The sequence below is a fragment of the Micromonospora sp. NPDC049679 genome, assembly GCF_040659735.1.
Classification (GTDB): Bacteria; Actinomycetota; Actinomycetes; order Mycobacteriales; family Micromonosporaceae; genus Micromonospora_I.
This window is the reverse complement of the sequence record NZ_JBFANZ010000070.1, coordinates 1-13,911: the sequence shown is the minus strand read 5'-3', so window position 1 is coordinate 13,911 and position 13,911 is coordinate 1. Positions and strand designations below refer to the sequence as shown.

Annotated in this window: 10 protein-coding genes and 3 pseudogenes; 7 read left to right on the top strand and 6 right to left on the bottom strand. The window is 72.0% G+C overall.

Annotated features, from left to right (window positions below; all coding sequences use genetic code 11):
- The 4 genes and pseudogenes from AB0J06_RS25710 to AB0J06_RS25695 all read left to right on the top strand — a co-directional run.
- A pseudogene (locus AB0J06_RS25710) lies at positions 1-194 on the top strand (hypothetical protein); the annotation flags it as partial.
- 103 nt (positions 195-297) lie between these two features.
- Positions 298-762: pseudogene (gene rnhA, locus AB0J06_RS25705) on the top strand (ribonuclease HI); the annotation flags it as partial.
- A gap of 321 nt (positions 763-1,083) precedes the next feature.
- Positions 1,084-1,482 carry a DUF2809 domain-containing protein gene (locus tag AB0J06_RS25700; protein WP_357432154.1) on the top strand — a complete coding sequence of 133 codons (399 nt, stop codon included), beginning with the start codon at positions 1,084-1,086 and terminating at the stop codon, positions 1,480-1,482.
- Between the two features lie 176 nt (positions 1,483-1,658).
- Positions 1,659-1,889 (top strand): DUF2188 domain-containing protein, encoded by a 231-nt coding sequence (locus AB0J06_RS25695; protein ID WP_357432152.1) that lies wholly within the window; start codon positions 1,659-1,661, stop codon positions 1,887-1,889.
- Positions 1,890-2,058: 169 nt separating this feature from the next.
- Here the strand turns inward: AB0J06_RS25695 and AB0J06_RS25690 are convergent, their stop codons facing one another.
- Both AB0J06_RS25690 and AB0J06_RS25685 read right to left on the bottom strand, forming a co-directional pair.
- A complete protein-coding gene (locus AB0J06_RS25690; protein ID WP_357432156.1) occupies positions 2,059-3,543 on the bottom strand; it encodes an SDR family NAD(P)-dependent oxidoreductase in 1,485 nt (494 codons plus the stop codon).
- A 579-nt stretch (positions 3,544-4,122) separates the two neighbouring features.
- A pseudogene (locus AB0J06_RS25685) lies at positions 4,123-4,302 on the bottom strand (helix-turn-helix domain-containing protein); the annotation flags it as partial.
- A 449-nt stretch (positions 4,303-4,751) separates the two neighbouring features.
- Here AB0J06_RS25685 and AB0J06_RS25680 point away from each other — a divergent pair.
- Positions 4,752-5,078, top strand: a complete 327-nt coding sequence (locus tag AB0J06_RS25680; protein ID WP_357432149.1) for a TraR/DksA C4-type zinc finger protein — start codon at positions 4,752-4,754, stop codon at positions 5,076-5,078.
- A 121-nt stretch (positions 5,079-5,199) separates the two neighbouring features.
- Here the strand turns inward: AB0J06_RS25680 and AB0J06_RS25675 are convergent, their stop codons facing one another.
- The 4 genes from AB0J06_RS25675 to AB0J06_RS25660 are packed head-to-tail and all read right to left on the bottom strand — an operon-like array spanning position 5,200 to position 11,238.
- Positions 5,200-7,605 (bottom strand): hypothetical protein, encoded by a 2,406-nt coding sequence (locus tag AB0J06_RS25675; protein ID WP_357432147.1) that lies wholly within the window; start codon positions 7,603-7,605, stop codon positions 5,200-5,202.
- Positions 7,602-9,374, bottom strand: a complete 1,773-nt coding sequence (locus AB0J06_RS25670; RefSeq protein ID WP_357432145.1) for an ABC transporter permease subunit — start codon at positions 9,372-9,374, stop codon at positions 7,602-7,604. The genes AB0J06_RS25675 and AB0J06_RS25670 overlap by 4 nt, the downstream gene beginning before the upstream one ends.
- Positions 9,371-10,657 carry an extracellular solute-binding protein gene (locus tag AB0J06_RS25665; protein WP_357432143.1) on the bottom strand — a complete coding sequence of 429 codons (1,287 nt, stop codon included), beginning with the start codon at positions 10,655-10,657 and terminating at the stop codon, positions 9,371-9,373. The genes AB0J06_RS25670 and AB0J06_RS25665 overlap by 4 nt, the downstream gene beginning before the upstream one ends.
- Positions 10,654-11,238 (bottom strand): ATP-binding cassette domain-containing protein, encoded by a 585-nt coding sequence (locus AB0J06_RS25660; protein ID WP_357432141.1) that lies wholly within the window; start codon positions 11,236-11,238, stop codon positions 10,654-10,656. The genes AB0J06_RS25665 and AB0J06_RS25660 overlap by 4 nt, the downstream gene beginning before the upstream one ends.
- 241 nt (positions 11,239-11,479) lie before the next feature.
- Between AB0J06_RS25660 and AB0J06_RS25655 the strand changes: the two genes are divergently transcribed.
- Both AB0J06_RS25655 and AB0J06_RS25650 read left to right on the top strand, forming a co-directional pair.
- A complete protein-coding gene (locus AB0J06_RS25655) occupies positions 11,480-12,493 on the top strand; it encodes a phosphatidylinositol-specific phospholipase C domain-containing protein (protein WP_357432139.1) in 1,014 nt (337 codons plus the stop codon).
- 154 nt (positions 12,494-12,647) lie between these two features.
- On the top strand, positions 12,648-13,784 hold the full coding sequence (locus AB0J06_RS25650) for an N-acetylmuramoyl-L-alanine amidase (protein ID WP_357432138.1): 1,137 nt from the start codon (positions 12,648-12,650) through the stop codon (positions 13,782-13,784).
- Positions 13,785-13,911: the final 127 nt, after the last annotated feature.

Here is a 13,911-nt window from a genome sequence, read left to right as displayed (position 1 = left end):
CCCGCGCCCGCATCGTCGAACTCCTTGCCGACGAGACCCTGTGCACGTGCCACCTCGTCGCCGAACTCGACGCGAAACAGACCAACATCTCCAACATCCGGGTCAACTCGACCGTACGGGCGTCCAGCACGCGCAGCCCGACGCAGGCCGCCCGGTCGTTGCCGTACGTCCGCGCGGGGCCAGGACGCTCATGATCCCATTCTCGCTGCGCGTGCTGTCGCGCCTGCGCCCCGACAACGCCGCCGCACTGTTGTCGATCTCCGTCGTGCCCATGTGGATCAGCGGGCGGTGGTCGGTATGTTGCCGGGTGTGGCAGACGAGGGAGCCGAGCGGGCCGTGGACATCTACACCGACGGTGCGTGTAGCGGCAATCCAGGGCCCGGCGGATGGGGCGCCGTGCTGAGGTACGGCGAGCGTGAGAAGGAGCTGTGTGGCGGGGAGTCGACCGAGACCACCAACAACCGGATGGAGCTCATGGCCGCGATCCGCGCGTTGGAGAGCCTGACCCGGCCGATGCCGGTGCGGCTGCACACCGACAGCACGTACGTGCGGGACGGCATCATGAAGTGGGTGCCGAAATGGAAGCGCAACGGCTGGCAGACGGTCGGCCGGCAGCCCGTCAAGAACGCCGATCTGTGGCAGCGCCTGGACGCCGCCGTCGGGCGGCACCGGGTGCAGTGGTACTGGGTCAAGGGCCACGCCGGCCACCCGGAAAACGAGCGCGCCGACCGGTTGGCGGCCACCGGCCTGCAAGAGGCGTTGGACGCGGCCGGCATCCCACGGTTGGTGACCGCGCCGACGCCGCGCGCGGGTGCGAAGCGGGCCGTGCGGTCGGCGACGGACGAGGACCCGGCGGGAGCCCGGCAGCGGTGCCGCGCCACCACCCGCACCCGCAAGCCCTGCCCGATCACGGCCCGTCCCTCGGGGCTGTGCCATGTCCACGATCCCGCCACACAGTGTGGTGTCGTCACGAAGAGCGGGCACGGATGCACCGTCGCCACCGGCGGCGGTCCCTGCGGGGTTCATCAGGCCGCCACGGGCACAGCTTCAGCCCTGCTGTGACGCGTCACTACGCTGCCCCACATGATCGATCTCCGGATGCTTGATGGTGCGGCGCGGACCCGTCTGACGGCGTGCGGAGCGGCGGCGGTGACAGTGGCCGCGGGGCTGGGGGTCAGGGCCGTGACCGAGGGAGCGGTCGCCGAGTACGCCGGAGACGCGCTGTACACCGTGCTGGTCTACACGCTGGTCGTCCTGGTCGCTCCCCGGATCAGGCCCGTGACGGCCGCCTGCGTCGCGCTGGCCATCAGCTGTGGCGTTGAGCTCCTGCAGCTCACCGGGGTGCCCGCGGAGCTTTCCCGGCGCACCGTCGTCGCGCGGCTCGTGCTCGGCTCCACCTTCAACGCACCCGACCTGTTCTGGTACGCGGTCGGCGCCGCGTTCGGCTGGCTCGTCCACGCCGCACCACGCGGTCGCCGCTGACGCCGCGCGACGCGACGCGCGCGGACCCGCGGTCAGGACGGGACCGGTGATGCCGTCGCAGAAACGCGACCGTGCGGACCCGCCGCTTCGCAGGCGGCGACCGCGGGGCGTTTGAGCGGTGACCCGGTTGGGGCACGTATCTCGCATCCATGAGGCGTAGCAGGGAGGAGCCGGTAATGGCGACGGGCGACATCGAGACGTATTACGAGGACGGGCAGTGGAAGAACCGCCCGGAAGGCAATCAGCGTGCCAGCAGCACGCACGACACCAAGGCCGACGCGCAGTCGCAGGGGCGCGAAACGGCGGTTGATCACGGTGTCGAGCATGTGATCAAGAAGCAGGACGGCGCGATCGGGGAGAAGAACACGTACCCACGCGCCCGCGATCCGCGCGATATCGAAGGCTGATCGTCAGAGCGAAAGCTCGAATGTGGGCGGTGCTGCCCGTCGGCGCTCAGGCGACGGACCGGAGCGTCGTACCGATTCCGCACCAGTGTGCGCCGGTGCCCCCCAGACGGGGCGCCGGCGCGTGCGGGGCACCGCTGCGCCGCGAGGTCGGTGGGTGGCTGAGGCGTGATCACCACGCGCAGGGGGCGTAGTCCTTGAGGAAGCAGCCGTAGAGATCCTCGCCGAGCTCACCGCGCACGATCGGGTCGTACACGCGGGCCGCGCCGTCGACCAGATCCAGCGGCGCGTGGAAGCCCTCGTCCGCCAGCCGCATCTTGGTGGGATGCGGGCGCTCGTCCGTGATCCAGCCGGTGTCGACGCTGGTCATCAGGATGCCGTCGGCCAGCATGTCTTCGGCGCTGGTCCGCGTCAGCATGTTCAGCGCGGCCTTGGCCATGTTGGTGTGCGGATGCCCCGCGCCCTTGTAGCCGCGGCCGAACTGGCCCTCCATCGCCGACACGTTGACCACGTACGTGCGCCGCGCGGCGGCCGCGGCCATCGCTGGTCGCAGGCGGCTCACCAGGACGAACGGTGCGGTCACGTTGCAGAGCTGAACCTCGAGCAGCTCGACCGGATCCACCTCGTCCACCCGCTGCACCCAGCTGTTCACCGGCCCGAGGTCCGGCACGAGACCGCCGGCGTCGATGGCCGTGGACGCCGCGATCCGTTCGAGTGAGGCGGAGCCGGTGGTCAACGCGAGCGCGGTGAGCGCGTGGGGGGTCATCGCGGGCGATTGCGACCGGTTGGCGGACAGGGCTGGCGTTCCCGTGTCGCCACCGCCACCGGCAGCGGCACCCGAGAACGTGACCAGCTCCGGCAGGGGACCGTCCGGTAACGGCGCCGACTCCGCGGCGGCGAGGTGTGCGTACGCGCCGGGCGTGCGGCGGACGGTCTGCGCGGCGTTATTGATCAAGATGTCGAGCGGGCCCTGGGCGCTGACCGAGTCGGCCAGCGCGACGACCTGGGCAGGGTCGCGAAGGTCGATTCCGACGATCCGCAGGCGGTGCAGCCACTCGGCGCTGTCGGGCATGGCGGTGAAGCGCCGGACCGCGTCGTTGGGGAACCGGGTCGTGATGGTGGTGTGGGCTCCGTCCCGGAGCAGGCGTAGCGCGATGTACATGCCGATCTTGGCGCGTCCGCCGGTGAGCAGGGCCCGCCGGCCGGTCAGATCCGTCCGGGCGTCGCGACGGCTGTGGTTGAGCGCGGCGCACGGCGGGCAGAGCTGGTGGTAGAAGGCGTCCACCTCGCGGTAGCGCTCCTTGCAGATGTAGCAGGCCCGCGCCTTGTTCAGGATTCCCGCCGTGGCGCCCGTGGTCGCCGACGCGAGCGGGATGCCCTGGGTCTCGTCGTCGATGCGCCCCGGGGCGCCGGTCGCGGTGGCCGCCGTCACCGCCCGGTCAGCCGACAGGATGGCGTCCCGCCGTTCCTGGCGCCGCCGCAACTTGATCGTTTTGTACAGCTTCGCCGTGGCCCGCTGAACGCGGAGCACGTCGGGGTGCTCGGGCGGCAACGCCTCCAGCGCCTCGAATACATCGAGGCAGATGTCCAGGCGGGCCCGGTCGATACCCGCAGACTCCGCACCTGGACGCGGCTGTGCGTCGTTGTCCACCGTCATGCCCGCTACCGTTTCGTCCTTGTTCGTTGCCCCGATCCGACCCGAAACTGTACGCACCGCGTGGCGCGGGCCGCCTGCTGCCCTGCCCGGATACGCCCGTTCGCGGTGCGTAGCGGAGGGAATGGGTCGCGGTGGACCGGTCGTCGGTGGCGTGGACCACACGGATCCCTGGCGCCGCCGCGTTGCCCGTGAACGCGTCAGTGTCGCTCCGACGATCGTGACCCCGCGAGCGTGCGCGGCGCGGATCAGCGCCCGACCTTCGTCCGGGCCGGGCCCGCCGGCGACGTCCACGCCGGTCAGGTAATACCACGAGTGGCTGGTTTCACCGGCGAACGCCCCGGCGCCGGCATCGAAGCGGTGGTCACCGCTGGCGCGGTGGGTCGTGGTCAGTCCGCCCTGGTGGAAGGTGGCGGCGCCGGTGGGCCCGGCGAAGTACAGGTGGCCCAGGCTCATCTCGTCCTGCGCCTTGCGCAGCCCGATCCGGCCGACCAGGCGGGGTGACAGCCAGTAGGAGCGGGCGCTCGCCTGGTAGATGCCCTCGTGGATGCCACGCACCTTGCGTTCGGACACCAGGTCGACGAGTCCCGCGTCGACGAGGCGCTTCACGTGGTAGTAGACGCGTTGCGGGGTCCGGTCGAGCCGGGCCGCCACCTCGGTGCGCGTCCGCGGCTCCGCCAACTGCCGTAGCACCTCGACGCGCTGCGGCTTGAGCAGGGCTTCCGCCTGCTTGATCTGCTCCAGATACAGGACATCTCTCATGGCAAAAGAAATCCTGTATGTAAAGCAGAATTCTGAATCTCGCGCGTCGGGTGGTCCATCCCGGATGCACGACATGTCCGTCACCGGAGTGTCGCGGCACCCGCGCGATGACGATCCGGCGATCTCGGGAAATGGGGTCGGTCGACTTGCCGGGCACGCCTATGGTGTGCGGATGGATCCGGCCGAGCGGCGATGGCGGACCGACGTCACGGTGGTGACGTCGGCATCAGCTGTTGCGCGCGCGACCGTTGCGGTCGATCCGACCCCCGAGCGGGTGTCGGATGCCCGCACCATGGCGGGATGCGCCCGCGGTGCCGGTTATGTCGTGTACGGGCTGCCGAGCCCCACCCCGGCCGGGCGTGGCCCGCCGGGTGGTGGCTTTCACCTCGTACAGACAGCCACCAGGGCGGAGCGTTATGGCTCCGGCCCTTTTCTTTTTGGGGCGAGAGATGACGATAGACAGGCAGCGCGCCGCCGAGCAGGACTGGATCAACGGCTTGCGCACGCGGCTCACCGACGAGTTCGAGGCGCAGACGGGTCGGCTGACGGAGCTCACCGCGGACACCGGTGACCCGGCGGAGACGGACACGCGCGTGGCGCTGCTCGCCAGCACGCGGCAGAGCCTGGCGGAGGTGACGGAGGCGCTGCGCCGCATCGGCGAGGGATGCTACGGGGTGTGCGAGGGGTGCGGCGGCGAGATCCCGCGGGAGCGGTTGGAAATCCTCCCGCACGCCCGCTTCTGCGTGCCGTGCCGTCAGAAGCGCGCCGACAACTGACGGCGGTCCGGTCGGGCGAGGGCCGTCGTGGGCGTGGATGGCACGCCGGCCCCCGCCCGGTCGGACAGGCGGCTCGACGTGGTCGGTTCGGGGGAGATGCCGGGATAGCGGTCAGCGCGTGTCAGGCTACGTCGGCCGGTGGCGTGCCGGTCGCGGCGTGCCGGCCATCGAGCAGCCGGGCGTCGGCCGCCGCCAGACCGGCGGCGTCGCGCACCGATTCGCACACCCCCGCGGCATCGGTCCAATGACGACGCGCGTCGTCCGCGCGCCCCAACACCTCCGCCGCATCGCCCAGATACAGCAGGGTCCGGCCGAGCCCGGCCGTCGGAAGCCAGCGCTCCCGCAGCCTGCGGCTCTCGGCCAGCATCTCGTACGCCTGCCCGGCACGCGCCGGCGTCGTGGTCACGAGGGTCGCGCCCGCGTTGAGCAGCGCGCTCGCCCGCGCGGTGGGGTCCGGGACCGTGTCGTACTCGTGCAGTGCCGCGCGCCACGCCTGCGCCGCGTCGAGATGTTCGCCGAGGCGGGAGTGGACGAGGACGAGGTTCGTCAACGCCGCGGCGTATCCCCGGGCGTCCCCGACGGAGCGGAACGTGTTGGCGGCCTTGACCAGATGGTGATGGGCGGTCTCCGGCTCGTCGCGGGCCAGCTGCGCGGCCCCGAGCGCCAGGTCGGTGAGCGCGTGCCCGGCCCGGTCCGCGACCGACCGGTGCCGCCGGGACAGCTCCAGATGCTCGACCGCGTCATCGAGCTGACCCAGGTCCAGCAGAGCCAGCCCCAGGTTCAGCCGCGCCTGGGCGGTGCCGCGCCGGCCGCGTTCGGCGACCGCCAGGGTCAACGCGGCCGCGGCCCCCTGCGGATCGTGCTGGCGCCGGCGCAGCACCCCCAGCTCGTTGTGCGCCCAGCCGGCGATTTCCGGACGGTCGTCGGCGGTCGGCGTCGCCAGCACCATCTGGCATACCTCCGCCCACTCGTCGAGGCGGCCCTCGTGCGCGTACCAGCCGCAGAGCGCCACCGCCAGGCGGAACCACCACCGCCGTACCCGCAGCGGCAGCGCCTCCGCCGCGCCGACCGGCACCTTGACGACCGCCAGCAGCAGTTCCTGGTTCAGGTCGAACCACCCCGACGGATCGTCGTCGAGGGGCAGCGTCTGCTCCCGCCCCGTGAGGGACGCGGTCACGGCCAGGTTCGCGGCGTGCCGCTCAGCCCGACGCGCGAGGTGGCGGGCCAGCCGCGCCTGGGCGGCGATCCGACGCCGCGCGGGTTCGGCGTCACGCAGGTGCAACCGGGCGTACGCGGCGAGCAGCGGTCGGATCTCGTAGCGGTCCCCTGGCGCGCCGACCACGAACGCGCCCGTGGCCAGTTCGTCGAGAAGCGCGGAAATCCGTTCCGGGCGCCGGCCGGCGAGCGCGCCGATCGCCGGCCGGTCCAGCGCCACCGGACCGAGTGACATCAGCCGGTACAGCCGCTTGGCGCCCCCGGAGAGCGCGGCGTACGCCGTGTCCCGGTCGGTGAGCAGGGTGACCGCGGGAGAGTTCGGCACCCGCTGATGCGGGGGCGCGTCGACCGCGCGGCGCAGCGTCTCCAGCAGGTCGACCGAGCGCCAACCATGCCGGGCCGTCCGGTAGCCGAGCGCGCGGATGGTCCGCGGCTGCCGGCCGCACAACTCCACGATCTTCCGTACCGCCGGATCCGTTCGCGGATCGGGGCGGCGGTTGCGTTCGCCCGGCGCGGCCACGCCGGCGGTCGCGAACAGCTCCACCGCGTCGTCGGGGTCCGGTTCGCTGAGCCAGTGCGACACCACGCCGTCGAGGCCGGCCAGCGTCGGCGCCCCGGCCAGCAGCAGGCGGCACGTCCGGGCGGCCGGGGGCAGCAGCGGCCGCACCTGCGCCGGGGCGTCGACGTTGTCGAGCACGAGCAGGATCTTCCTGCCGTCGAGTTGTCCGCGGAGCGCATCGGCGGCCTCGGTCAGATCATCGGGCCGGCTGGACCGTGGTGGTGTGGTGCCCAGGATGCGCGCCAGCGCGGCGAGCACCTCCCGGGTCGACCGCGGCCGGTCACCACGACGCAGGTTGAGGTAGTACTGGCCGTCCGGGTAGTCGTCGCGGCAGAGGTTGGCCGCCTGGACCGCGCACGAGGACGTGCCCACGGCCCGCCGGCCGACGACGGCGACCGCGTGCTCGCGCCGGACCGCGTCGACGATCGCGGTGACCTGCTCGGTGCGGCCGGTGAAGCCGGCCGGGTACGGCAGCGTGGGCCCCGCGGCCAGCGGGGTGGCGACCGTCTCGGGCGGCTCGGCCGCACTCTCCCGCTCGGCGCGACGACGGCGGAGCTCGAACAGGACGGAGGCGATCGCGCCGCAGATTGCCAGCACGATGCTCGCCGGGCCGAGCACGCTGTCGGCGAGCTCCGACAGCAGGTTGCTGGCGACGTTGCCGACCAGGCCGCTGACCAGGGTGCCGGCGGCCACCAGCACGGGCCACCGGGGCGGTCGGCCCAGGCCGTCGCCCGGCGGTCCCGGCCGGGTCATCGGGTCCGTCCGGAGACCAGGCCGGCGACGAGTTGCCGGCGGGCCAGGACCACCAGCAGCAGCGGCAGGAGGGAGGCGATCACGGAGCTCGCGGCGAGTGCGCCGCTGTTCGCCACGAAATGCCGCGTCTGGCCGTACAGGAACAGGCCGAGCGGCGCCGCGTCGGGGCCGCTGAACAGCAGGCCGACGACCAGATCGTTCCAGACCTGGACGAACTCCAGCACGGCGACCGCGACCACCGCGCGGACGTTGTGCCGGGCCAGCCACCACACCATGCTCCACCACCGGCGACCACTCACCCGTGCCCGCCGGACCTGCTCGGCGGGCAGATCGGCGAAGGCGTTGCGCAGCACCAGCACCGCGAACGGCACGCCCAGCGCGATGTGCACCAGCGCCAGTCCGCGGGCCGTCCCCGCCGACAGCACCGCACCGAGCACCTCGTTGACCGGCCCGGCGATCACCTGCACCGGGACGATGGCGGCGCCCATCAGCAGCACTCCGGTGACCTGGGCGGTCGGCCCGGTCAGCCAGGCCAGCGGATACGCGGCGAGCAGCGCGACGATCAGCACGGCCAGGGTGACGACGGTGGCCAGCAGGAGCGTGAAGACAAGCGCCCGCTGCAGTTCATCGCTGCGCACCAGCTTCTGGTACGCATCCGGCCGCGCCGCCGCGGCCCACCAGCCGCGCACGGCCGCATCCTCCGGCGTGTGCAGGGAGGTCGCGATGAGCACACCGAGCGGCACCAGCCACGCGATCGCGGCGAGCGCGGCGACCAGACGCGTCAGCCACCGGGGCGCCGCCGGCTGCTCGGCGGCGACCGCCGGATCGGGCCCACGCGGCGGTGGCCACGCCTGCCGGACGAAGAGCGCGGCGACGAGCATGCCGACCGCCACGGCGGCCAGCCACACCACGCCGAGGGCCGCCGCCGGGCCGCTCGTGCTCCCGGCCGAGGTCTGCCACACGTGGACCGCGAGCACCGACGCCTCATCCCGCACGGAACCGGGCGCCATGATCAGGATCAGGTCGAAGGTCCGGGCGGTGCCGAGCGCGACCAGGGCGAAGACCACGGCCACCGTACGCAGCAGCAACGGTCGCCATTGCGCGTCCCAGAGCACGTCCCGCCGGTTCCCGCCGTACGCGCGGACCGCGTCGGTCAGGCTCGGCGGCAGAGCGTCCAACGCAGACCGGAAGACGAGCACCGCCAACCCGACCCAGGCCCACACGAACGCCGACATCAACGACACCGTCACCAGGCCGGGGCCGAGGAACTGCGGCGCCTCGTCGGCCGTCCGCCCGAGCAGCCGCGTGGCGAGCAGGGTGGCCACGCCACGGGCGGGATCCGGGTCGTACATGAGGCGGAAGGTCACGCCGGTGACGACCAGCGGTAACGCGATCGGTACGACCAGGATGAGCCGGACCAGGCCACCCTCTGTGGAGCGCCGGGACGCCGCCGCGAGCAGATAGCCGAGAGCGGTGACCAGCGTGGGCACCAGCAGGGCCCAGATCAGGGTGCGGCCAACCACCGCCGGGGCGTCGGGGGCGCCCAGCGCGGTCCGGAAATGGGTCAGCCCGACGAACCCCTCGGTCGGCGTGGTGAGGCTGGCGTGCAGGGTCCGCAGCACCGGCCAGACCAGGAGGCCGCCGAGGAGCAGCGCTGCCGGCAGCAGCAGAGCCGAGGTGGCCCCGGCCGCGGGGTACGCCCGTCCGCGTCGGGGCGGCCCGACATCGTCGAGTACGGCGATCTCCCCGAGTACCCGTACGTCGGTCACGGCCGACCCGCCGCCTGCCGCGCGGCGAGGGCAAGTTGCCTGGTGGCGCGGTCGACGGCGCCAGGGACGCGTCCGTGCGTCACGTCGGCGAAGAAATCCTGCATGATCCGCCAGATGCCCATGCCGTCCGAGCCGGTGAAGACGCCGGGTAGCCGGTCCGACAGGTCGAACCGGAGGACCCCGGCCGACCTGATCTCGGCGGCGAGCTGGCCGCGCAGCGTGTCCTGGTAGCGGTCGGGCGGCACGGTGAGGTTGGGGGAGAGGTAGCCGCCGGCGTCGAGCCACGGCTGGAAGCTGCGCTCCCCGGTGAGCCACCGCACCAGGTCGGCGCCGCGTGCGGAGCCGCCCAGCACCACCGCCGCGTCACCGCCGACGACCAGCGGCCCGGCGCCGCCCCGCACCGTCGGAAACCGGGACCATTCAAGCTGCTCCCGTCCCCGCCCGAAGCGTTCCGCCACCGCGTCGACGAAGTCCGCCCCGAACACCATCGCCGCCCGTCGCCGGGCCACCACCTGGATCACCGACTCCTCGTGCTGGGTCAGCAGGGCGCGCCGTCCGCCGCCTGGGAACGCCCCGTCGATGCTCCACAGTCCGGCGAGCAGGTCCAGCGCGTCACGGACCGGCTTGCTCTGCCAGTCCGCCCAGCCCCGGGCCAGCGCCTCGTACGTGCCGTCCTCCTCTCGCGTCACGGCCGCCAACACGTTTTCGAACCAGTCGGTGAGCACCCAGCCGTCGGCGGCGCCGATCGACAGCGGAGCCGGCCGCTCGGCGCCGTTGGCCTCCGCCGCGAGTTCGTGGGTGCGGCTCACCAACTCGTCCCACGTCCGCAGGGGCTGCGGGACGAGCGAGGGGAGGTGCCAGAGGAGAGACTTGTGCGCGGCCTTCACCCATACGCCGTACAGCCTGCCCTGGACCCGCAGCAGGTCGCCGAGGTTGACCGGGAAGCGTGTGGCGAGCGCGTCGTCCAGCTCGGTCAGCCAGCCCCGTTGGGCGTACTCGGTGACCAGCCCGGGGCGGGGAAGGATCGCCACGTCGGGGCTGGTGCCCGCGAGGTGCCGGGCGCGCAGGAACGCGTCGATGTCGTCACCGGCGCTGATCACCTGCACCTGCCGGTCGTAGCCGTCCAGGACCTCACGGAACCGCTGCAGCTCGTCGCTGCTCCACACGACCGCAACCTGGGTCGGCAGGGGCTGGTGCGAGCAGGCGGCAACCGTTGCGGCCGTGGTCGCGGTGGCGGCCAGCCGCAGGACGGTGCGCCGCGTCGCCCGTCCGTGCGGGGTCATCGGGGCTCCGTGACGGGTCGGTCGGGGACCTCGACCGTGACCTGGTCGGGAATCTCGTCGAGTACGGCGGGATCGGCGGAGCAGACCAGCGTCGCGACACCCGGCGAGGCCGGCGGGGAGAGCCGCGGCGTGAGATCTCTGAGCCGGTCGGTGCCACCGGCGTTGCCCGGCAGGTCGATGACGAGCACCTCGGGCAGGCATGCGGCCGCGCGGGCCACGGCGACCCGGAACCGCTGGGCGTCGGAGAGCAGGTGGGGGAGGAGACCGAGGGTGGGCGCGAGTTCCAGACGCTCGATCACCGTTGCGACCCAGTCGTCGGCCACCGCGTGTACCCGTTCGCGCTTGAGCTGCCCGTATTCGATGTTCCTCCGGACGGTCAGGTGGGGCAGCAGCGCTCCGCCCGCCGGGACGTACCCGATCTGGCGCCGCGCCGGCGGCAGGTCGGTGACGTCGCGTTCGCCGACCCGGATCCGCCCGGAGATCGGAGCCGCGAGTCCCGCCACGACCCGGGCCATCGCGGTGCTGATCGGAGGTGGCGCCACCAGCGCCGCGAGGCTGCCGGCGGCCACCTGGACCGTCACCGGACCGGTTGCTCCGACGCCTACGAGTTCATCCAGCTGTAACGTGGCCATCACCTCCGGTGGCGGGGGGATAGTAACAACCACGGTATGTGACGGCAATCAATAAGACGACCGGCAGTCCTTTATGGATGCCGGCCGTATGGTCGGGCTCTCCGGACGTTCAATCGGGAACCGTGCACTCTCCATGTGGACGTCGCCATAGATGTAGCTAAATACATCGAGTGCGCATTACCGTCCTCACATGCGGATGCGAATCGCCTTCACCGCGGCCGGAGTCGCCGCCCTCATCGTCCTCGGATCGGCCGGCACGGCGGGTGCGGCCGACGGGCCACGCCAGTCGCACACCACCACGGTGGGCGTGCACAACGCCTACCAGCAGGCCACCTTCCCCTACCTCGCCGACGCGCTCGACTCGGGCGCGGGCATGATCGAGCTTGACGTGTGGAGCGACTCGTTGACGCGCCAGTGGCGGGTCAACCATGAGCTGGTCGGTCAGAGCAGCAACTGCACCTCCGGCGGCCTGCGCACGGGAAACCGCGACGGCGGCCTCGGCGACTGCCTGTCCAACATGAAGCTCTGGCATGACGCGCACCCGGGCCACCGGCCGATCATCGTCAAGGTCGAATTCAAGAACGGGTTCGACAGCCGGGTGAGCCTCGGCCCGGCCGACTTCGACCGGTTGGTCGCGACGAGACTCGGCGACGCGATCTATCGTCCCGCCGATCTCCTCGGCTCCTACCGCACCCTGGACGAGGCGGCGCTCGCCGACAACTGGGCCACCACGTCCGAGCTCGCCGGAAAGTTCCTCCTCGAGCTCATTCCCGGCACGTTCGAACGGCAGAACCCGTTTGATCGACTGTGGACGGACACCGAGTACGCGCGGTACCTGCGTGATCTGGCCGCGACGGGGAAGTTGGGCTCGGCGCGGTCGTTTCCGGCGGTGGTGGACGCGGCCGGCGGGGACCCGCGTACCCGCTATTCCGACCCGGCGATCCGGCCATGGTTCGTGTTCTTCGACGGTTCGGCCACGGCCTACGTCGGGGGCGGGATCGACGCGGCGTGGTACGACAGCCGGCACTATCACCTGATCATGACGGACGCGGCCGCCGTCGCGCCGCCGATCGACTCCACGCACCCGACCGAGGCCGAGGCGTCCGCCCGGGTGGCACTGCTGGCGAAGGCGCACGCCAGCGTCGTCAGCGCGGACTGGGCCAGCCTGCCGCGGGTGCTCTCGACGGTCGCGGTGCGCGGATGAATCCCGGCGGATCGAGCGGGCGTGCCCCGCCTGCCCGCGGTCACCCGATCGGATCGTCACCACGTCTGGCGCGGCGACGGGTTGTGGCAATATTCTCCGTGGTGGTCGGAAGAACCGAAGATCCTTTTCATGAAGGTCCGTCAAAGGAGACGCCATGCCCGCCTTCGACCACCCCGAACTCGATCGCCGTACCCTTCTCCGGGCCGGTTTCGGCGCAGCCGCGGTGGCGGTGGTCGGAACCGAACTCGCGACCGCCGCCCCTGCCCGGGCGGCAACCGGGGCCGATCTCTCCTGGATCATCGGCTGCGACGGTTGGGGCGCGCGCCCGCCATCGGGCCCGCTGGAGCTGAGCGGCGCGATGACCAACAAGATCATCGTGCATCACATGGCCTTCCCCAACACCACCGACTACTCGCGCGAGCAGGGCGTGAAGCTGGCGCGCGACTGTCAGAACCTGCACATGGACCGCAACGGCTGGTCGGACACCGGGCAGCACTTCACGGTGAGCCGGGGCGGGTACGTCCTGGAAGGGCGACGCGGCAGCCTGGAAACCCTGCAGGGCGGCGTGCGTCAGGTGATCTCCGCGCACTGCCCGGGCGAGAACGGCAGGGCCATCGGCATCGAGAACGAGGGCACCTACGTCACCGAGACACCGCCGGCAGCCCTGCTCGACTCGCTGACCCGGCTGTGCGTGACCATTTGCCAGCAGTACGGGCTGCACGCCCACGACATCTTCGGGCACTGGGACTTCCGCGCGACGCTCTGCCCCGGTGCGATGTTCTACCGCGAGTTCCCCACCCTGCGCCGCCGCGTCGCCGCCGGACTCGGCACCGATCCCGCCGATGTGCCGGCGCGCCGCTGGCCGGACATCTGGAAGTTCGTCGGCGGACCCGTCGTGCAGGTCGCCCAGTATCTGCTCAACTTCCGGGGCTACGCCGTGCCGATCAACGGCGTCTTCGGCACCGCCACCGTCGCGGCGGTGCAGGACTGGCAGGCGCGTAACGGTCTTCCCGTCGACGTCGACGCGACTCTGACCGCTCCGACGTGGGAGTCGCTCGCGCCGGAGCTCGACAAGGACGCGACGGGCCTGCCGGTGAACGCACTGCAGTACATCCTCAACAACAAGGGGTACGCAGACGTGGCTATCACCGGCGATTACGACCACCCGACCAGGAAGGCCGTACAGGACCTCCAGAAACTGCACGGACTGACGCCGAACGGCAAGGTGACCACGAGCACCTGGTGCGCGGCGGCCGGCGGCGCGGTGCGCCAGGCGTTCCTGCACCACTGACGGCAGGCGACGCCGGACCGCAGCCGGGCAGGCCCGTCTGCCCGGCTGGAATCACAGGCGTCCCGGAGCGCTGATCCGGGGCGCGGCCGGGTGTGGCGGATCGTCAATCCGGAGCGCACGAACCGGC

Coding starts and splice junctions, on each gene's coding strand:
- AB0J06_RS25700 (WP_357432154.1), top strand. CDS start 1,084: ATGATCGATCTCCGGATGCTTGATGGTGCGGCGCGGACCCGTCTGACG.
- AB0J06_RS25695 (WP_357432152.1), top strand. CDS start 1,659: ATGGCGACGGGCGACATCGAGACGTATTACGAGGACGGGCAGTGGAAG.
- AB0J06_RS25690 (WP_357432156.1), bottom strand. CDS start 3,543: ATGACGGTGGACAACGACGCACAGCCGCGTCCAGGTGCGGAGTCTGCG.
- AB0J06_RS25680 (WP_357432149.1), top strand. CDS start 4,752: ATGACGATAGACAGGCAGCGCGCCGCCGAGCAGGACTGGATCAACGGC.
- AB0J06_RS25675 (WP_357432147.1), bottom strand. CDS start 7,605: ATGACCCGGCCGGGACCGCCGGGCGACGGCCTGGGCCGACCGCCCCGG.
- AB0J06_RS25665 (WP_357432143.1), bottom strand. CDS start 10,657: ATGACCCCGCACGGACGGGCGACGCGGCGCACCGTCCTGCGGCTGGCC.
- AB0J06_RS25655 (WP_357432139.1), top strand. CDS start 11,480: ATGCGGATGCGAATCGCCTTCACCGCGGCCGGAGTCGCCGCCCTCATC.
- AB0J06_RS25650 (WP_357432138.1), top strand. CDS start 12,648: ATGCCCGCCTTCGACCACCCCGAACTCGATCGCCGTACCCTTCTCCGG.